The sequence below is a fragment of the Streptomyces sp. NPDC051180 genome (assembly GCF_040689545.1).
Taxonomy (GTDB): Bacteria; Actinomycetota; Actinomycetes; order Streptomycetales; family Streptomycetaceae; genus Streptomyces.
The window spans coordinates 236,040-254,432 of record NZ_JBFBBC010000009.1 but is presented as its reverse complement, the minus strand read 5'-3'; the positions used below and the strand labels follow the sequence as shown (position 1 = coordinate 254,432).

At 74.6% G+C, this 18,393-nt stretch carries 12 protein-coding genes; 8 read left to right on the top strand and 4 right to left on the bottom strand.

All coding sequences use genetic code 11. The annotated features are described in order from the left end of the window. Positions 1-64: 64 nt before the first annotated feature. On the bottom strand, positions 65-3,367 hold the full coding sequence (locus AB0424_RS18650) for a S8 family serine peptidase (RefSeq protein ID WP_366306770.1): 3,303 nt from the start codon (positions 3,365-3,367) through the stop codon (positions 65-67). Positions 3,368-3,891: 524 nt separating this feature from the next. On the opposite strand from AB0424_RS18650, the gene AB0424_RS18645 reads away from it, so the two are divergent. Beyond that, on the top strand, positions 3,892-4,461 hold the full coding sequence (locus tag AB0424_RS18645) for a HutD family protein (protein WP_366306679.1): 570 nt from the start codon (positions 3,892-3,894) through the stop codon (positions 4,459-4,461). Between the two features lie 69 nt (positions 4,462-4,530). On the opposite strand, the gene AB0424_RS18640 is transcribed toward AB0424_RS18645, so the two are convergent. After that, entirely contained in the window at positions 4,531-7,329 is a 2,799-nt protein-coding gene (locus AB0424_RS18640; protein WP_366306677.1) for a hypothetical protein, read from the bottom strand. Positions 7,330-7,549: 220 nt separating this feature from the next. Here AB0424_RS18640 and AB0424_RS18635 point away from each other — a divergent pair, with 220 nt between their 5' ends. From AB0424_RS18635 to AB0424_RS18620, 4 genes are all read left to right on the top strand, one after another. Continuing rightward, positions 7,550-8,428, top strand: a complete 879-nt coding sequence (locus AB0424_RS18635; protein ID WP_366306675.1) for an oxygenase MpaB family protein — start codon at positions 7,550-7,552, stop codon at positions 8,426-8,428. Between the two features lie 204 nt (positions 8,429-8,632). Continuing rightward, positions 8,633-9,865 (top strand): serine hydrolase domain-containing protein, encoded by a 1,233-nt coding sequence (locus AB0424_RS18630; protein ID WP_366306673.1) that lies wholly within the window; start codon positions 8,633-8,635, stop codon positions 9,863-9,865. A 99-nt stretch (positions 9,866-9,964) separates the two neighbouring features. Further along, positions 9,965-12,223 (top strand): hypothetical protein, encoded by a 2,259-nt coding sequence (locus AB0424_RS18625; RefSeq protein ID WP_366306671.1) that lies wholly within the window; start codon positions 9,965-9,967, stop codon positions 12,221-12,223. 209 nt (positions 12,224-12,432) lie between these two features. Then, on the top strand, positions 12,433-12,711 hold the full coding sequence (locus AB0424_RS18620) for a hypothetical protein (protein ID WP_366306669.1): 279 nt from the start codon (positions 12,433-12,435) through the stop codon (positions 12,709-12,711). A gap of 68 nt (positions 12,712-12,779) precedes the next feature. On the opposite strand, the gene AB0424_RS18615 is transcribed toward AB0424_RS18620, so the two are convergent. Then, on the bottom strand, positions 12,780-12,992 hold the full coding sequence (locus AB0424_RS18615) for a ferredoxin (RefSeq protein ID WP_366306667.1): 213 nt from the start codon (positions 12,990-12,992) through the stop codon (positions 12,780-12,782). A 13-nt stretch (positions 12,993-13,005) separates the two neighbouring features. Then, positions 13,006-14,184 carry a cytochrome P450 gene (locus AB0424_RS18610; RefSeq protein WP_366306665.1) on the bottom strand — a complete coding sequence of 393 codons (1,179 nt, stop codon included), beginning with the start codon at positions 14,182-14,184 and terminating at the stop codon, positions 13,006-13,008. Between the two features lie 377 nt (positions 14,185-14,561). Here AB0424_RS18610 and AB0424_RS18605 point away from each other — a divergent pair, with 377 nt between their 5' ends. The 3 genes from AB0424_RS18605 to AB0424_RS18595 all read left to right on the top strand — a co-directional run bounded on the left by AB0424_RS18605 (position 14,562) and on the right by AB0424_RS18595 (position 18,340). Continuing rightward, positions 14,562-15,974 carry a family 2B encapsulin nanocompartment shell protein gene (locus AB0424_RS18605; RefSeq protein ID WP_366306664.1) on the top strand — a complete coding sequence of 471 codons (1,413 nt, stop codon included), beginning with the start codon at positions 14,562-14,564 and terminating at the stop codon, positions 15,972-15,974. Between the two features lie 107 nt (positions 15,975-16,081). Next, the gene (locus tag AB0424_RS18600; RefSeq protein WP_366306662.1) at positions 16,082-17,440 is read left to right on the top strand and encodes a family 2 encapsulin nanocompartment cargo protein terpene cyclase; all 1,359 of its coding nucleotides are present in this window, start codon (positions 16,082-16,084) and stop codon (positions 17,438-17,440) included. A 3-nt stretch (positions 17,441-17,443) separates the two neighbouring features. Continuing rightward, positions 17,444-18,340, top strand: a complete 897-nt coding sequence (locus AB0424_RS18595) for a geranyl diphosphate 2-C-methyltransferase (RefSeq protein ID WP_366306660.1) — start codon at positions 17,444-17,446, stop codon at positions 18,338-18,340. The last annotated feature ends 53 nt before the right edge of the window (positions 18,341-18,393 follow it).

Here is an 18,393-nt window from a genome sequence, read left to right as displayed (position 1 = left end):
ACGCGACGGGTGCCGGAGAGCGTCCGAGGACGTTCTCCGGCACCCGCGCGTCAGGGGGACGGCGTCACTTGCCGTACCAGGCGTGGTGGATCGTCACCGTCGACGTGTTGCCCTGCCGGTCCGTGACCTCGGCGCGCAGCGACACGGACGCGTCCTTCGCCGGGCTCTTCACGGTGATCCCGCCGCCCGCGACCCGCACGGAGCGCCAGGTCTTGCCGTCGTCGTAACTCGCCCAAATCGCCAGCGACTTGAGATTGCGGCCGGCGGCCGAACCCTGCACGGTCACCGGGACCCGGAGCGACGCGCCCGCGGAGGCGCGCGACGCGAGGTCGACGGGGGCCGCGAAGCGGACGGTGGACACCGGCAGCGCGGTGGTGGCCGCGACCTGCCGCGAGCGGAACGTGAAGGAGGTGTCGACGCGGGTGGAGACCGCGGTCGTCCCGGCCGGGCGCTCCACGGACGTCGTCAGCCGGTACTCGGCGTCGGAGCCGTCGACCGCGAAGGGCTTCGAACCGCTCAGCGGATCGTCGTTCCCGCCGACCTCGACGCCGTCGCGGAACAGCCTCGACGTGGCCGAGCCGTACGGGATCACGCCCGTGTGGCCCTTGCCGTCGGCGAACAGCTGCACCGAGCCCACGATGCCCTGCTCGCCCGTGACCGGGTCGGGAGCCGTGCGGAAGACCCCGCTGTCGGTGCCCAGGAGCGGGCCGACGACGCCGGTGCCGAAGTCCTCGCGGTAGGTCCGGCCGGCCTCGTAGCGCTTCGGACGGACCATCTCGTAGCTTCCCTCGAAGGCCGGGTAGCCCCACTCGTCCCGCGGCCCCGCCTGGGTGAACCGGGTCAGCCAGGTGACGCCGTCACCGGTGGAGACGTGGAAGGTGCGCGTGCCCGGCGCCGCCTGCGGCGCGGAGAAGCCGTTGCCCTCGGGCGCGCCCGGCAGATGGGCGAAAGGGGAGGCCAGGGCGGTCTTCCCGGCGGCGGAGGAGCCGAGGCCGACCTTCAGGGTCGCCAGCTCGTCCGCCTTCACGTGCCGGGTGTAGCCGGTCGAGACGGTGTCCGTCGGACCGCCGAAGGCCACCGAGTACTGCGTCGTGGCGCCCTTCAGGAAGTGCCCGTCCCAGGTCTGCAGGAGCGAGCCGTCGGTGACGGCTGGGCCGAGGTGGGCGGTGCGGAAGCCGGTGAAGCCCCGCAGGACCCAGCCGTTGCCGACGCGGCCGATGTCGGTGGCGCGCTCGTAGTACGTGCCGCCGTAGTCCACCGTGTCGAGGCCCGGCACGGTGAGGGTGACCGGCTTGGTGGTGCGTGCGTCGGCGGTGACCGTGGTGTCGCCGGTGACCTCCAGCTTCGGCTGCGCGATCCAGTCGGTGCCCTTCGTGAAGTCCGAAGGGTCCGCGTAGACGGCCGTGTTGAAGGTGTACGACCCCTTGGGGACACGGAGGGTGTGGACGCCCGGCTCGTCGTCGATCCGGGTCTGGAAGCCGGCGGCGGGCCCGGAGACCCCGATCAGGGTGCTGGAGAAGTTCCGCGCGTCGGCGCCGTCGCGGCCGAGGGCCCTGAGCGTCAGGTCGTACGACTCCGCCTCCCGCTCGGCCACCGCGGCCGTGCGGACCGACTGGCCCGCCCCGGCGGCGGTGACGTAGCCGGAGTAGGCGCCGTCGGCGGAGCCGACGCGGGTGTCGGCGGTCAGGTCGACCGCGGCGGTGCCGCCGGCCGGCACGGTCACCTTGTCCGCGCCGAGGGTGAAGAAGCCGGCCGGGGCGGGCTTCCCCGTCGGGTCGACGGTGGACACCGAGAGGTCGAGGGTGACGTCGTCGGTCCCGAGGTTGCGGTACACCACCTTCCTGGTGACCGGGCGGTCGTCCGCGTGGGGCCACCGTGCCGTGCCGAACGTCATCGAGACCGGTTCGGCGATCACCGTCTGGGACAGCGCCCTGTCCGCCTGGACACGGCCCGCGCCCTGCTGGAAGGCGCTGTGGTCGCCGCCCTTGGCGGAGGCGATCAGCGCGCCCTTGAGCTCCGTGGACTTCCACGCCGGGTGCTTCTGCTTCAGGAGCGCCGCCGCCCCCGCGACGTGGGGCGTGGCCATGGAGGTGCCGTCGAGCTGCAGGTATCCCGGGGCGGGGTGCGGCGTGCCGGGGCGGGTGTCGATCGCGCTGCCCCCGGCCGCCGCCGCCGTGATGGCCACGCCCGGCGCGGTCAGGTCCGGCTTGACGGCGCCGTCGCCGAGGCGCGGACCGGTGCTGGAGAAGGACGCCGGCCGGTCGTCCTTGTCGACGGCGCCGACGGTCAGCGCCGCGTCCGCGGTGCCGGGCGAGCCGAGCGTCGAGGCGCCGCTCTCGCCGTCGTTGCCCGCGGCGACGGCGAACAGGACGCCCTTCTCGGCGGAGAGCCGGTCGACCGTCGCCTCCACCGGGTCGACGCCGGGGCTGTCGGGGCTGCCGAGGCTGAGGTTGACCACGTCCGCGCCCTCGGCGGCGGCCCACTCCATGCCGGCGATGACGGCGGAGTCGTCCCCGAACCCGTCGTCGTCGAGGACCTTGCCGCTGATCACCGTGGCCCCGGGGGCGACGCCCTTGAAGCGGCCGCCGGAGGCGGCGCCGGTGCCGGCGGCGATCGACGCGACGTGCGTGCCGTGCCCGACACGGTCCACGGCGTCGGGGGACGAGGAGAAGTTCCGCTCGCCGACGACCTGGGTCCGCAGGTCCTCGTGGGTCCTGTCGACCCCGGTGTCCAGGACGGCGATCGTGACACCCTTGCCGTCGAAGCCGGACTCCCACGCCTTGTCGGCGCCGATCTGGCGGACGCTGCGGTCCAGGCTCGCCGAACGGACGCCGTCCAGCCACACCTTGCCGATGCCGGCCGCGGTGGCCCGTGCGCCGGTCCGCTGCGGGTCGGTCAGCGCCTCCCACACCCGCGCCACGTCGTCCTGCGGGGTGCCGATGGCCTCGGCGTTCATCGCGGGGAGCGAGCGCCGGATCCGGGTGTCCCCGGCCGCGCGGAGCTCGGCCCGCGCGGAACCCGCCTTCCCCTCGTACTGCACGATGAGCTTCAGGCCGTCGCGGTGGCCGGCCCGCAGCGGCCGGGCGGTGAGGGTGTCGAGGTCGAAGAGCCGCTGGTCCAGCCGGCCCGTGGCGATCAGACGCTGGGCATCGCCGGGGATCACCAGGGTGTGACCCGGGGTGCGCTGCACCTGTACGGGTATGTGCTCACGTCCGGCGGCGGCCTCGAAGCCCACCATCCGGCCGTCGGCGTCGACGACCACGCGGTCGCCGGTGACGAGCGGGATCCGCTGGGTCCCGCCGGGGCTCGGGGCGGCGCCGGGTGACGTCGTCGTGGTCGAGGCGATCGCGGTCGTCGGGCCGGTCATGCCCGCGATCAGGGCCACCGATGTGGCCGCCGCGATGGTGAAGGCGTGTGACCGCTTCACATGTGCGCGCAAGTCTCCCCCAGGAGCTTGGGATGAGGTCGAGTGGTCGAATGCCAGACCGGGGGCGCAACGTCGCCCGCCGCTGGTCAGCGCAGTATGTGAGGCGGGAAGGGCGTGATCAACGGCGGTCCGGACCGGACGGGCCCGAGCGCGTGGTTTCCGGCCATCCCGGCGGCCCCGAGTGTGATGGGACGACGACGGAGCCGTGACGGGGCCACGACGGGAGGGCGATGCTTCCGCGACGGCGGCGTGTGCCGGACCCGCCGCGCCGGGCTTCGGGGCAGGCCGCGCCCGGATTCCGGCACGTTGCGGGCCTCACGGCGGAGCACGTCCTTCCTCTTGGCCGTTTCCCGCGCGGGAGGGAACCGGCTCGCATCCGGACCGATCCGCCGAGCGGACCGGGAGGCCGGGTGAGCCGTCCGCATAGACTCCGGTTCCGTACCGCGACCGGCCCAGGAGCACCCATGCACCCCTTCGATGTCGAGACCCTGACGGCGGGAAGGTGGCGCAACGGCGGGGGCGCCACCCGGGAGGTCGTCTCGTGGCCGTCGGGCGCCGAGGAGTTCGGGTGGCGGGCGAGCGTCGCCGACATCGAGCGGGACGGGCCGTTCTCGGCGTTCCCCGGGGTCGACCGGACCCTGACCCTGGTGGCGGGCGACGGGGTGCGGCTGACGGTTCCGGGGGTGTTCGACCGGCTGCTGACGCGGGTCGGCGAGCCGACCGCGTTCTCCGGCGACCTCGCGCTGACGGCCGAGCTGCCCGGCGGATCCTGCCGGGTGCTCAACATCATGGCGAGGCGCGGCCGTTGGGCGGCGGCGGTGGAGCGGGTCACCGGTCCGGTCGCGCCGCCCGCCGGGCACGCCGGGGTGTTCCACGTACTGAGCGGCGGCTGGCGGGCCGGGGACGACGGGCACACGATGGCCCCCGGCCAGGGCGTGTGGTGGGACGGGACCGGCCGGACGCAGGGCCGGGAGATCGCCGCCCTGTCGCCGGACGCCGCCGCCCTGTGGGCGGACCTGACGCCGGTCGACTGAGGCCGGCCGGCCCGAGCGGGGCCGCCGCGGATCGCTCCGCGACGGCCCCGGCCGCCGGTCAGGCCACGGTCACGCCGCGTCCCGGACCGTTCCCGTGAACTCCGGTCCGGGCACGGGCTGCCAGGAGCCGTCGTACGTGGTCAGCCGCCCGCGCAGGAACTCCGCGGGCTCGACGACACCGTCGCGGCCGGTGGGTACGGACAGCTCCGCTGCCGTCTGCCCGGCGGGCACGGTGACGGCCAGGTACAGGCCGAGCCGGCTCGCCTCGGAGAGCGGTACGGCCGGGTCCGGCAGCCCGCCCAGACGCTCCTCGAGCCACGCGCGGTCGACGTCGGCCGTGGAGAGCTCGGGGCCCCCGGCCGGTGCCAGGAAGGACACCTCGCCCGTGATGTCGGCGTCGGCGACGTCGGAGAGCGTCAGACGCCAGCCCAGGGCCGCCCCTTCGGACACGTCGTCCGCCACCGGAGTGAGACGGAGCGTCGGCATGGCGTCGTCGTTCAACGCGGTGACCCCGCCGCGGTGCGAGCCGACCACCGTGCCGCGCACCGCCTTCACGAAGGCGTCGCGCGTCGCGTCGTAGCCGTAGCGGGTGTTGCCCCGGACCTCCACCGGCACGTCGATGTCATGACGGCCCGGCCGTACGGTGACCAGGCGGGACGTGACCTCGCCGGTGTCCGGCCGGGGGAGGAAGAGACGGACCTGGCCGCCGCCACGACCGGAGACGGTGACCGGCACCCGGTAGGTCCGGGTCCCGGAGTCGCCCTCCTTCACCGTCAGACGGCCGATGTCCACCCGTGCCAGCGGGGCGGGGCGTACGACCGGCGTGCCGGGGCGCCAGCCCCAGGCGTCCATCAGCCAGGCCCGGCCGGCGCCGGCGCGCGGGGTCAGCGACACGGCCGTGATCCGCCGCAGGTCCAGGCCGGACCGGCGCGCGGCCGACAGCGGCACCCGGACCTCGCGCGCCCAGTACGAGGCGGTCCGCCCGCTGCCCGGGAGTCCGTCGACCCGGGTACGGCCCAGGTCCGCGCGGCGGCCCGTGGCGTCGGTGACGGACACGTCGAGCAGGGTGCCGGTGGTGTTCGGCGGGACGATCAGCCGCAGGGCCAGGGCGTCGGCGCCGGCCAGGGACACGGCGCGCGCGGGGCGCACCGTCACCGGGGTGCCCGGGCGCTCCCACCGCAGCGCGACGGCGTCGCGCCCCGGTTCGGGCGAGGCGTCCCAGTACGCGAAGTGCGGTGACGCGCCGCCCTCTTCGGGCGACAGGCAGGAGCGGGCCGCGTCCGGGTCGACCTGGGCGCAGAGCCGGCCGCCCGCCGACACCCTGAGCGTCGGGTCCGGCAGCACGACCGGCGTGCGGTGCGCTCCGACGGCGTGGGCCAGGACCCGGGCGGGGCCGGCCGAGGGGGCGCGGCGGCCGGTGCCGTCGAGGAGCGGGCGGACGCGGTCGTCACCGCCGACGAACAGCCGGGCGGCGGCCGCGACATAGGTGGCGCCCGCGGCCTGCTGCTGCTCGGCGGTCAGCCGGGTGGCCGTGCCGGGGGAGCAGACGGGGTCGGTGCCGTCCTCGGACGAGAAGTCGTCCAGGGCGGGCGCCTGCGCCTGTCCCGGGGTCCACTCGCTGTTGAAGAAGTTGTGGTTGGCGCCGACCACGTAGACCGCGCTGTGCAGGGCGGTGCCGCTGCTGACGCCCCGGGTGCCGTCGACGAAGTTCTGGCCCTGGAGGTCGGACACGTCGCCGTCGCATCCCGGCAGGACGGTCATCGACGGCACGTCGGGAGCCGGGTTGTGGCCGAAGATCGTGGGCCCGATCGGGACGGTGCCGCGGATCGTCCACCGGACGGGCCCGTGGTGGCCGTCCTGGGCTGCGGGCGGCGGGGTGAGGCTGTCGATCGCGGCCCGGTTGACGCCCTCGCCGCCCCGTGAGTGGCCCACGAGCAGCACGCGCGACAGGTCGGCGGGCGGGACGGCGCGGACGGCGGCGGGTGCGGTCGACCGGTGCGCGGACCACTGCGCCCAGCGGGCCAGGTGGAGCCGCACCAGGGACGAGCGGGCCTGGGCGCCGCCGTCCTCGGCGAGGTGGTCCTGGCCGTTGACGCCGTTGGCGGACACCGACACCGTGACGTACCCCTGTGAGGCCAGGAGCCGCTGGGCCCGCAGGTATCCCTCGTGGCTCGGTATCGGCACCGTCCCCGCCTCGCAGGGCCACATGAGGCGGACGTCCTCGGTGCCGGGGGCGTAGCAGGTGCTGTGGCGGCCGTGCAGGAAGAGCGCCACGGGGCGCTTCCCCGGCGCGCCCGCCGGTCCCACCACGACGGCGCGCATCTCGACGGGTTCGGCGAAGCCCGGCAGCCGGACGGGTGCCAGGTCGTAGCGGCTGGTCACGGTGGCGAAACGCCCCGGCACTCCGGGGTCGACGGCGTTCACCGGCAGCGGGGGCGGCGGCACGGCGGACGGCACGTCGGGACGCTCGGCCGCGGCGCGCGCGGGAGCGGCCGCGTCGAGGCGCCGTCCGGCGGCCGTCACCCGCAGCCGCGCCCCCTCCGTCAGCCGGGTGCCGCCGAGCGGCAGCCGGAAGGTGCGGCCGTCCGGCGAGGGCACCGGCCGGCCGAGCAGCCGGTCGCCGAGGTGGAACTCCACCCGGGCGTCGCCCGCCGGGACCGGTCCGGGCGACGTCCACACCAGCTGCCGGTCCGCCCCGCTCCCGCCGACCCGCCAGCCTTCGGGGAGTCCGCCGTCGCCGGGACGGTTTCCGGCGGACGCGGCGGACGGGTCCGCCGCGGCGGGCCCGGCGAACGCCGGCCCGGGCGCCACCGCGGCCAGCGCGAGTAACGCCGCGGCGGTGGCCGCGGCGCGTGTGACACGTATCAAAGCGGTCTTCCTCACGATCGGTCGGTGGGGCACGGGGCCGCCGCCGGCCCGCGCGGCATTCCCTCGGGAAACCCCGGTCGCCGCCGGCCCCCGGCCTCCCCGCGCCCCTCTGCCCCGGGAGGACGGCAACGGGCCGGGGCCGGTTGCCTCGTGACGGGAAAGCGGTTCTCCGGGGCGCCGTCCGCCCCCTCCGGCGCCGGCACGGGGGCATACTGGGGGTGTGCTCCGGTCACCGCCGTACGTCGGCGCCCTGCGGGAGCGGGCCGGTGACGCCCTCCTCCACCGGGTCGCGGGTCCCGAGGCGCACCGGAAGCGGGACCGCATCCACGGCACGCCCGGTCCGCGCTGGTTCGGCCCCGACCGTCCCGTACGGATCGTGCACGGGGACGCCTCGATGTACGTCGGCGGTCTCGCCGCCCTGCTCCTCCAGTCGCTGCACCCCACCGCGATGGCGGCGGTCGCGGCCCACTCGGGCTTCCAGGGCGACCCGTGGGGGCGCCTCCAGCGGACGAGTACGTTCCTCGCCGTCACGACCTTCGGGACCGCCCGGGACGCGGACGAGGCGGTGCGGCGGGTCCGGGCCGTCCACGAGCGGATCCGGGGCACGACCTCCGAGGGTGTGCCGTACCACGCCTCGGACCCGCACCTCCTCGGCTGGGTCCACGTCGCCGAGACGGCCTGCTTCCTCCACGCCCACCAGCGCTACGGGCGTGCGCCGCTGCGCCCGGACCAGGCGGACGGGTACGTCGCCGACATGGCCCGGGTGGCCCGCCGCCTCGGCGTGGAACGCCCGCCCGTCACGCGGGCACAACTGACGGCCCGCCTGGCCGAGTACCGTCCCGAACTCCGCGCCACCTCCGAGTCCCGCTCGGCGGCCCGCTTCCTGCTGTCGGAACCCCCGCTGCCGCCGCTCGTCCGCCTCCCCTACACGTTCCTGGCGGCCGCCGCGGTCGACCTGCTCCCCGCCTGGGCCGCGGCGGCCCTCGACCCGCCCGTCGCCACCCGTCTCACCCTGCCGCTGGCCCGCCCCGGAGGCCGCGCGGTCACCGGGGCCCTGCGCTGGGCGATCCCGCCGCCCCCGCCGCCCCGGACGGCATGACGACGGGGGAGCGCGACACCGTACGCCGGAGCGGGTGCCCCTCGGGCCGCCCCCTGTGGACCCGCCTCCTCGCCCGTGCACCGGACGCCGGTGAGACCGAGCCGACGCGCACCCTTCCGCACCGGCGGGCCTGACGGGTGATGTTCGCGCGGGTCGGAGCCGCGTACGTCCCCGGGCGCGCGGGGGCCTGCCGATACTCCGACCATGAGCCCAGCCCGCACCCCGTCCCGCGCGCGCCTCGCCGCGCTCACCGCACTGCTCGCCCTCGGCGTGATCGGCGCCGCCGTGCCGGCCGCCGGTACGGCGCCCGGCACGGCGGGGCACCGGCGGCCCTGCGTGGCGTCGAAGGTGCCCGACCGGGGTCCGGCCCGCGACGTCCGACGGATCGCCGAGCGGGCGAAGGCCGAGATGGGCCTGAAGTCCGTCATCGTGCGCGTCACCGTCGACGGACGGGAGATCGTCACCACCGCGCTCGGCGAGTCGATGACGGGGGTGCCTGCCACGCCCGCCCTGCACTTCCGGAACGGCAACGTGGCCATCAGCTACCTGGGCACGGCGCTGCTGCGCCTGGTCGACCAGGGCAGGGTCGGCCTCGACGACCCCGTCGCACGCTGGCTGCCCGGTCTCGCGGACGGCGACCGGATCACCCTGCGCATGCTGGCCGCCTCCACGACCGGTCTCGTCGACTACGTCCGCCTGCCGGAGTTCCAGCGAGCCGTCGCCGCCGACCCGTTCCGCCAGTGGACGGCGAAGGAACTGGTCGCCCTCGCGACGAGCAGGGAGCGGTGGTACGAGCCGGGCACCAACTGGAGCTACTCGCACGCCAACTTCGTCCTCCTGGGCGAGGCCCTGGAGAAGATCACCGGCACCCGGCTCGACGTCCTGCTCCAGGAGGAGGTCCTCGGGCCGCTCGGGCTGCGCGAGACCCGCAACGCCGTCACCCCGGAGATCCCCGCCCCCGTCCTGCACGCCTTCGCCGCCGACCGGGGGACGTACGAGGAGTCCACCTTCTGGAACCCCTCGTGGACCACGGCCCCCGGCGCGGTGCAGACCACCGACATCTGCGACCTGGCCCGCTCGGCCGCCGGGATCGGCTCCGGCCGGCTGCTCTCCCCGGCCGGGTACCGGGAGCTGCTGAACCCGGGGACGGTCGGTCTGGGCCGGCCCACGAAGACCTGCCCGGCGACGGTCTGCCTCGCGAACACCGAGGCCACCCACTACGGCGCGGGCCTGCTCGTCCTGGGCGACTGGGTGGCCCAACACCCTCTGTTCTTCGGCTACTCGGCCTCGATGGCGTACCTTCCGTCCCAGCGTCTGTCCCTCGCCGTCTCCACCACGAACGGGCCCGACGCGGCGGGCGGACACAGCGCCCACCTGATCGCCCAACGCATCGCCGCCGCCCTCGCCCCGGACCACCCCATCCCCGACTTCGGCTGACCGCCCGGTCGCCGGACGCGGGGGCGGCCGCGGCGAAGCCGGGCGGCGGGCCGGGAAATCCGCGTGCGAGAGCCCGCGCGGGGCTGACAGCATGCCGCCATGGTCCACGGTCTCGAACGCATGGTCGTCCGCCACACCCTCCGGCTCCCCGTCCCGGCCCGCGCCGCCGCGGCGGCGACCGGCGACGGGGCGGCGGACCGGGCCGGAGCGGCCGAGCGCGCCGGGACGACCGACGCCGCCGGAACCGTCGCGGCGCGCCAGTTCGACGCCGCCCTGCTCTCCGTCGGCTTCACGCTCTCGACCGCACTCCTCGCGGAGCTCTCCGCGCGGCCGCCGGAGACGGTCGTCGCGCTCGCGGCCCGCGCGCTGGACACCGTCCGCGAGATGGTCGGCGACCACGTGCGGCACAACGCGTACTTCGTGGACTTCCCGGCCAACGTGCCCGCCACGCACGACTTCTGGGCGGCCTGCGTCGCCGAGGCGCTGAGCGACCCGAGGACCCATGCCACCACGGCCGCGCAGCTGCGCGCCGGCGAGGTCGACCTGCTCACCCTGCCCGCCTACGGCACCTACCGGCACACCTACGAGGAGATGCTCGCCGCCCACGACGAGCTGATCGCCGGCGCGGGCGACCGCCTGACGGTGCTGCACCTCGGCGGCACCGCGGACGAGGAGGCCGCCGCCCTCTACATCACCCTCGCCGGCAGCACGACACCCCTCGGCGCGGAGCGCCTCCAGGACCTCGCCGTGCTCGCCGAGCACTGCGCCGACGCGCCCCAGCCGGCCGCCATCCCGGTCCGCGAGAACCGCGCCGTCGTCAACCGGGCCCGGCTCGCGGTCGGCGCCGACCTCCTCCTCGACACCGTCACCGACGTCCTCCGACTCGCCTGCGCCCTCTCCGACGGCGACGTCTCCCTGCGGGAACCGACCCGCCTGCGCGGAATGTCCCGCCCGGTCCGCCGCGCCCTGCTCGCCGGCCTCGACGCGGTCGTCGCCGCCTCTCCCGCCAAGCTCGCCGACGTCCGCGCGCACCGCGAGGCGTGGAAGCGGCTCGGCGAGCGGCTGCACCCGCACGAGTACCCGCACCGGCCGCACGCCGCCGACGTCTTCGCCGTCGCCCGGGGCGAGAAGGACGCCCCGTCCCTCGACAGCCTGGTCGAGGAGCACCTCGGCCGCGGAGACGTCACCGGGGCGGCGGAGCTGCTGACCGCGGCTCCCGGCCGGCTCTTCCGCGCGCTCGACCGCCTGCTCCGCACGGCGGACGGGCCCGGCGAACGGGAGAGCGTACTGGCCGCCGCCGCCCGGGTCGCACCGCAGGTCGCCGGCCGCGTCCTGCTCTCCCTCCGCGAGCACCTCCTGAACCGGACCGGAGAGGGCGAGCGCCGGCGGGTGTTCGTCAGCGGGAGCGGCGGCGCCTGGGTCGCCGCCGACACCCGGCCGCCCCTGCCCGAGTCCGTACGCGAACGGCTCACCGCGCTCCTGGACGACGAGACGCGCCGCCGGCTGCCGGCGCCGGGACACCTGCTCGTCGACCCCGCCGTCCTCGACGTGGCCCTCCCGCTCGGCGGCCGGGCGACCGCGGCCGGTCTCGGCGTCCTGCCGCGCGGCTCCGTCTCGCCCGTCGAGGGCGACCTGCTGCGTTTCTTCACCTACTGGAAGGAGGCGCGGCACACCACGGACCACGACCTGTCGGCGCTCGTCCTCGACGCCTCCCTCGCGACGGTGGGATGGCTGTCGTACACCGCCCTCACCGCAGTCGAGGGCACGCACTCCGGCGACGTCACCGAAGCCCCCGACGGCGCGTCCGAGTTCATCGACCTGCGGCTCGGAGCCGTCCGCGGCACGTTCGTCGTCCCGCAGGTGAACGTCTTCTCGGGGGAGGGCTTCGACGAGGTCGAGGAGTCGTTCTTCGGCTACATGCTGCGGGACGCCGAGCAGGCGGGCCGGCCCTTCGAACCCCGGACCGTCCGCATGAAGTCCGACCTGCGCGGCCCCGGTCGGGTCGCACTGCCGCTGGCCTTCCAGCGGGACGCCGACGGCCGCTGGCACGCGCGCTGGCTGCACCTGTACCTCAGGGGCCGGCCCTCGTCGAACCGGGTCGAGGAGAACCGGGTGTCGGTCGCGGTGCTGCTCGGCGCCCTCCTCGCCCGCACCCCCCTGACGGTCCGCCATCTGGTCGGGCTGATGGCGGAGTCCGCCACGACCAGCAGTCTCCGGGACGGCGCGGCGGACCCCTGGGAGGCCGGGCGAGCGCCCGAGGGCCCGGTCACGTACATCGGTCTGGAGCGCCCCGCCGGACTGCCCCCGGGCACCCGCGTCCTCACCCCGGAAAACCTGCGCGACCTCGTCCCCGCCTGAGTGCTACGGTCGTCCCGGGCGAGGCCATGAGGGGGCTTCCTTCTCCACACTCCCTGTATAGCCTCCTCGCTTTCCTCGCCCCACCAGGTCACCCCGGCCCCCGCGGCCGGGGTTTTCCGTGGGACCCCCGTTCGGAGGGTGCGCGCGGGGCGGGACCGTGTCCGTCGGCGCCCCGATCCGTTGTGTGGGGTGTGATCTCAACCCGACGCATGTCCTCCGTCCTGGCCGTCGCCGCCGCCTTCTCCTGCCTCGGTGGCGCCGCGACCCAAGCGGTCGCCGCCACCGGCCCGCTGGGCCCGCCGATCAGCCCCGTCGCCGAGCTCGACTCCCTCACGGCGACCGGCATCCCCGAGGAGTCCCGCGACCGCCTCCCGGGCATCGCCGAGCAGCTGGGCGGCCTGAACCGGGTCAACGACCTGCACCAGCTGCACCAGCTCACCGACCTGGCCGCGCCGGCCACCGGCCTGCTCCCCGAGGTCTCCGCCTGACGGACCGCCCCGCAGGCCCCCGACCCCCGGACCGGCACCGCGCCCCTCGGCACGGTGCCGGTCCGCCGTCACGGACGGGGCGCCCCTCCGGTCTCGTGGACCGTGATCGCGCGTACGGGGCAGGCGTGGGCGGCCACCCGCACCATCGCCCCGCCGCCTCCGTCCTCCCGGCCCGGCAGCACCGTGCCGAAGCCGTCGTCGTCCTGGGTGAAGACGTCGGGGGAGGTCAGGGCGCACTGGCCGGCGCCGATGCAGACGGCGCCGTCGATCGAGACACGCATGGCGGTCCTCCCCTCACCAGGTGACGGGGAGTTCGAGCATCCCCTGGATCGTGTCCCCCGGTTTGAAGGGGATCTCGTCGGCGGGCACGGCCAGACGCAGCCCCGGCAGCCGGCGCAGCAGCGTGCCGAGGGCGATTTCCAGCTCCGCGCGGGCGAGGTTCTGCCCGAGGCACTGGTGGATGCCGAAGCCGAACGCGACGTGGTGGCGGGCCGAGCGCTCCCAGTCGAGGGTGTCCGGATCCGGGTAGGCGACGGTGTCCCGGTTGATGACGGACGTCGAGAACACCACGCCCTCGCCCGCCCGGATGACGGTCCCGTCGACATCGACGTCCTCGCGCGCCACCCGGAGCAGTCCGTCGGCGATCGAAAGGAACCGCAGCAGCTCCTCGACGGCGGCCGGTACGAGCGAGGGGTCCGCCCGGAGTTCGGCGAGGCGCTCGGGGTGGCGCAGCAGGGTGTACGTACCGAGGGAGATCATGTTGGCCGTGGTCTCGTGCCCCGCGACCAGCAGGATGGTGGCGAGCTCCACCAGTTCCTGGCGTGCCGGCCCGTCGTCGCCGGAACCACGGCCGACCAGGTCGTCCAGGACGCCCTCGCCGGGCCTGCGGCGCTTGGCGTCGATCAGGTCCCCGAGGTACCCCTCCAGGAGGGCGAGCGCGTCCTCGGTGTCCGCGCCCGTCGGCCCGCGCAGCAGCCGGCGCGACTGCTCCTCGAAGAAGTCGTGGTCCGCGTACGGCACGCCGAGCAGGTCGCAGATCACGATGGACGGGACCGGCAGCGCGAAGGAGGAGACCAGCTCGGCCGGCGGCCCCTGGGCCTCCACCGCGTCCAGGAGCCGGTCCACGGTCTCCTGGATGCGGGGCCGCAGCCCCTCGGCGCGCTTCAGGGTGAAGCTCGGGATCAGCATCCGCCGCTGGGCGTTGTGCTCGGGGTCGTCCCAGCCGAGCAGCGCGGCGCGCCGGCGGCGGCGCAGGGTCGCGGCCCGTTCGGTGGGCAGGGGGAAGTCCTCACGGGTGGAGTCGGTGGACAGCCGGGGGTCGGCCAGCAGGCTCCGGGCGGCCGTGTGCCCGGTGACGAGCCACACCGCCCGCCCGTCCCAGAGGGTGACGCGCGAGAGCGGTCGCCCGTCGTGGACGCGGGGGTAGGCGGCGGGCGGGTGGTAGGGGCAGGTCCGGTCCTGGGGGAACGTCATGGCTTTCGACATGGGGGCCTCGCAAGCGCGCATCGGTGGCTCTGACGTGGATCGCCGTCTCCACTACATGCCTCAGGCACCTATGCGGTCTACACGGAGTTCGGCCAAACCACCGGAACGGGCCCCTTCCGGCCCGACGGGCCGGGGTGCGCTCGGCCAACTGGCTCGAATGCCGCTGGTCGGACGGATAAACCACCAATGAAACAAGATCACTGCATCGGGGTAATGGCCCCGAACTCTGCGGGCGGGCCGGGCTTACCGGCCGTTACTGTTCCCCGGGATCTGGACGAATTCCCGGAGTTTGACCCTCTTTCATGCGTCCTGCCCCGATCGGCGTGCATACGCCGGACCGCCCCTGAGAAGGAGAGCCCGCACCCATGACCGTCGAGACCGGCCCGGACGTCCAGGTGGACCCGCCCCGCCAGTCCAGCCTGAGCACCGCGGCAGCGCGCAACCTCGCCACCACCGCCAAGTCCGCGCCGCAGATGCAGGAGATCAGCTCCCGCTGGCTGCTGCGGATGCTGCCGTGGGTCGAGACCAAGGGCGGCGCCTACCGGGTGAACCGCCGGCTGAGCTACACCGTCGGCGACGGGCGCATCGAGTTCGTCCAGGACGGGAGCCGCGTCCGGGTGATCCCCCGCGAGCTCGGCGAACTGGCCCTGCTGCGCGGCTTCGAGGACGACGCCGTACTCGCCGCGATCGCCGACCGCTGCGTCCAGCGCGACTTCCGCGCCGGCGAGGTGCTGGTCGAGCGCGGCGCCCGGGCCGAGCAGATCCACCTGATCGCCCACGGCAGGATCGGACAGACCTCCGTCGGCAAGTACGGCGACGAGGTCGCGGTCGCGGTGCTCGCCGACGGCGACCGTTTCGGCGAGAACGCCCTGCTGGACGCCGACGCCACCTGGGACCACACCGCGACCGCCGAGACGGCCGGAACCCTTCTCACCCTGTCCCGCGCCGACTTCGCCTCCGTGGTGTCCCAGGCGCCCGGACTCCAGGGACACCTGGCGGAGTTCGGATCGCTGCCCCGGCAGAGGCAGAACAAGCACGGCGAGGCCGAGATCGCGATGTCGGCGGGCCACACCGGCGAAGTCGCCCTGCCCGGTGCCTTCGTGGACTACGAGCTCAAGCCGCGCGAGTACGAACTCTCCGTCGCCCAGACCGTCCTGAAGGTCCACACCCGGGTCGCCGACCTCTACAACGGGCCGATGAACCAGACGGAGGAGCAGCTCAGGCTGACGATCGAGGCGCTGCGCGAGCGCCAGGAGCACGAGCTGGTCAACAACCCGGAGTTCGGCCTCCTCGCCAACGCCGACTTCAAGCAGCGGATCCAGCCGCACGCCGGCCCGCCCACCCCGGACGACCTCGACGAGCTGCTCTGCCGCCGCCGCGGCACCAAGCTGTTCCTCGCCCACCCCCGCACGATCGCGGCGATCGGCCGCGAGTGGAACGCCGCCGGGCTCTACCCCGACACCGTCGAGCTCCACGGGCAGCGCGTCCCCGCCTGGCGCGGGGTCCCGATCCTCCCGTGCAACAAGATCCCCATCAGCAAGGAGAACACCAGCTCGATCCTGGCCATGCGCCTCGGCGAGGACAACCAGGGCGTCATCGGGCTGCGCCAGACCGGTCTTCCGGAGGAGTACGAGCCGGGCCTCTCGGTGCGCTTCATGGGCATCAGCGAGCAGGCGATCATGTCGTACCTGGTCACCACCTACTACTCCGCCGCGATCCTGGTGCCCAACGCGCTCGGTGTGCTGGAGAACGTGCAGATCGCCCGCAGGCGCGACTGACGCGCGGCCGACCCGGCGCCGGCCCACCCGACAGCCCGGACCCTTCCGGGCCGGGCGGGCGTGCCCCGGATCCGCGACAGACCACCCATTCCAGCAAGGAGCAACGGATGCCCGAGCCCGGGCCTTCCCCCCTGCAGTCGACCCTCCCCACCGCCGCGGCCCACTTCGGGGCGCATGTCCTCGGACGGGCCCGGGCCGCCGGTCCCGACGCCGCAGGGGAGGCCGTCGCCGAGGCCGTCGCCGAGGTGGCCGCGGCGACCCCGCCCACCCCTGCGGCCGCCGCGCCTGCGCCGGTCCTTCCCGCCCCCGTCGTTCCGGGGCCGCCCGCCGTCACGGCTCCGGACGTCCCCGCTCCCGCCGCGCCGGCGACGCCGGGGCCCGGCCTGGAGCGGATCCTGAGAGGTCCCTCCGGCCTGGGCACGGCGGCCCTGAGCCTGGCCCGCCCCGCGCGGCCGGCCGCTGCCGAGGCGGTCGAGGCGCCGGCGGAGGTGCTGGAGATCCCCGGTCTCTACTACCACCCTGTGCCGGAGCCCGACCCGGTGCGGGTGGCCGAGATCGGCCGCAGGATCAAGGAGTGGGCGGTCGAGGAGGTCGAGCTCTTCCCCGAGGAGTGGGAGAAGCAGTTCGACGGGTTCTCCGTCGGGAAGTACATGGTGGCCTGCCATCCGGACGCCCCGACCGTCGACCACCTCATGATCGCCACGCGCCTGATGGTGGCCGAGAACGCGGTCGACGACTGCTACTGCGAGGACCACGGAGGCTCGCCCATCGGCCTCGGCGGCCGCCTTCTCCTCGCGCACACCGCGCTGGACCCGCTGCACACGACGGGCGAGTACCAGGCGCCGTGGGAGGAGTCGCTGCACGCGGACGCCCCGCGGCGGGCGTACCGCTCGGCCATGGAGTACTTCGTCCGGCAGGCCACGCCCTCGCAGGCCGACCGCTTCCGGCACGACATGGCCCGGCTCCACCTGGGATACCTCGCCGAGGGTGCCTGGGCCCAGACGGACCACACCCCGGAGGTGTGGGAGTACCTGGTGATGCGGCAGTTCAACAACTTCCGTCCGTGTCCCACGATCACCGACACCGTCGGCGGCTACGAGCTGCCCGCGGACCTGCACGCCCAGCCGGCGATGCAGCGGGTCATCGCCCTCGCCGGGAACGCCTGCACGATCGTGAACGACCTGTACTCGTACACCAAGGAACTGGCCGCTCCCGGCCGTCACCTGAACCTGCCGGTGGTGCTCTCGGACCGGGAGAACCTCTCCGAGCAGGACGGCTACCTCAAGGCCGTCGAGGTCCACAACGACCTCATGCGCGCCTTCGAGGCCGAGGCCGCCGCCCTGGCGGCCGCCTGTCCCGTCGTCACCGTGCAGCGCTTCCTGCGGGGCGTGGCCACGTGGATCGACGGCAACCACCACTGGCACCAGACCAATACCTACCGCTACAGCCTGCCCGACTTCTGGTAAGAAATGGAATCATCTGTGACCAACACCGAGCTCACCACCGCCCAGGGCATCTCCGCGTTCGTCCCGGGTCCGGCGTCCCCCTACCAGGGCGACATCGCCCGCTACTGGAACCAGGAGGCCAGGCCCGTGAACCTGCGCCTGGGTGACGTCGACGGGCTCTACCACCACCACTACGGCATCGGTGCCGTCGACCACGCCGCCCTCGGGGACCCCCAGGACAGCGAGTACGAGAAGAAGCTGATCGCCGAACTGCACCGGCTGGAGTCGGCGCAGGCCGAGGTGCTCCTCGATCACCTCGGAGCCGTCGGCACCGCGGACACGCTCGTCGACGCCGGCTGCGGCCGCGGCGGTTCGAGCGTCATGGCCCACCAGCGCTTCGGCTGCAAGGTCGAGGGCGTCACCCTCTCCTCCACGCAGGCCGACTTCGGCAACCGGCGCGCGAAGGAGCTGGGCATCGACGACCACGTCCGCGCCCGCGTCTGCAACATGCTCGACACCCCCTTCGAGAAGGGCGGCATCGCCGCCTCGTGGAACAACGAGTCGAGCATGTACGTCGACCTCGACGACCTCTTCGCCGAGCACTCCCGGTTCCTCAAGGTCGGCGGCCGCTACGTGACCATCACCGGCTGCTGGAACCCGCGCTACGGCCAGCCCTCGAAGTGGGTCTCCCAGATCAACGCGCACTTCGAGTGCAACATCCACTCCCGCCGCGAGTACCTCAAGGCCATGGCCGACAACCGCCTCGTCCCGCAGGCCGTCGTCGACCTGACCCCCGACACCCTCCCGTACTGGGAGCTGCGCGCCACGTCGTCGCTGGTCACGGGGATCGAGGAGGCGTTCATCGAGTCGTACAAGGACGGCTCGTTCCAGTACGTCCTGATCGCGGCCGACCGCGTCTGACCGGGCCGGAGACGGCGAGGGGCCGGGTGCGTCGTCCGACGCGCCCGGCCCCT

What these genes read in the sequence shown, in the direction of transcription:
- AB0424_RS18650 (WP_366306770.1), bottom strand. Translation starts at nt 3,367, where the DNA reads ATGACCGGCCCGACGACCGCGATCGCCTCGACCACGACGACGTCACCC.
- AB0424_RS18600 (WP_366306662.1), top strand. Translation starts at nt 16,082, where the DNA reads ATGCCCGAGCCCGGGCCTTCCCCCCTGCAGTCGACCCTCCCCACCGCC.
- AB0424_RS18630 (WP_366306673.1), top strand. Translation starts at nt 8,633, where the DNA reads ATGAGCCCAGCCCGCACCCCGTCCCGCGCGCGCCTCGCCGCGCTCACC.
- AB0424_RS18605 (WP_366306664.1), top strand. Translation starts at nt 14,562, where the DNA reads ATGACCGTCGAGACCGGCCCGGACGTCCAGGTGGACCCGCCCCGCCAG.
- AB0424_RS18625 (WP_366306671.1), top strand. Translation starts at nt 9,965, where the DNA reads ATGGTCCACGGTCTCGAACGCATGGTCGTCCGCCACACCCTCCGGCTC.
- AB0424_RS18610 (WP_366306665.1), bottom strand. Translation starts at nt 14,184, where the DNA reads ATGACGTTCCCCCAGGACCGGACCTGCCCCTACCACCCGCCCGCCGCC.
- AB0424_RS18620 (WP_366306669.1), top strand. Translation starts at nt 12,433, where the DNA reads ATGTCCTCCGTCCTGGCCGTCGCCGCCGCCTTCTCCTGCCTCGGTGGC.
- AB0424_RS18645 (WP_366306679.1), top strand. Translation starts at nt 3,892, where the DNA reads ATGCACCCCTTCGATGTCGAGACCCTGACGGCGGGAAGGTGGCGCAAC.
- AB0424_RS18595 (WP_366306660.1), top strand. Translation starts at nt 17,444, where the DNA reads ATGGAATCATCTGTGACCAACACCGAGCTCACCACCGCCCAGGGCATC.
- AB0424_RS18615 (WP_366306667.1), bottom strand. Translation starts at nt 12,992, where the DNA reads ATGCGTGTCTCGATCGACGGCGCCGTCTGCATCGGCGCCGGCCAGTGC.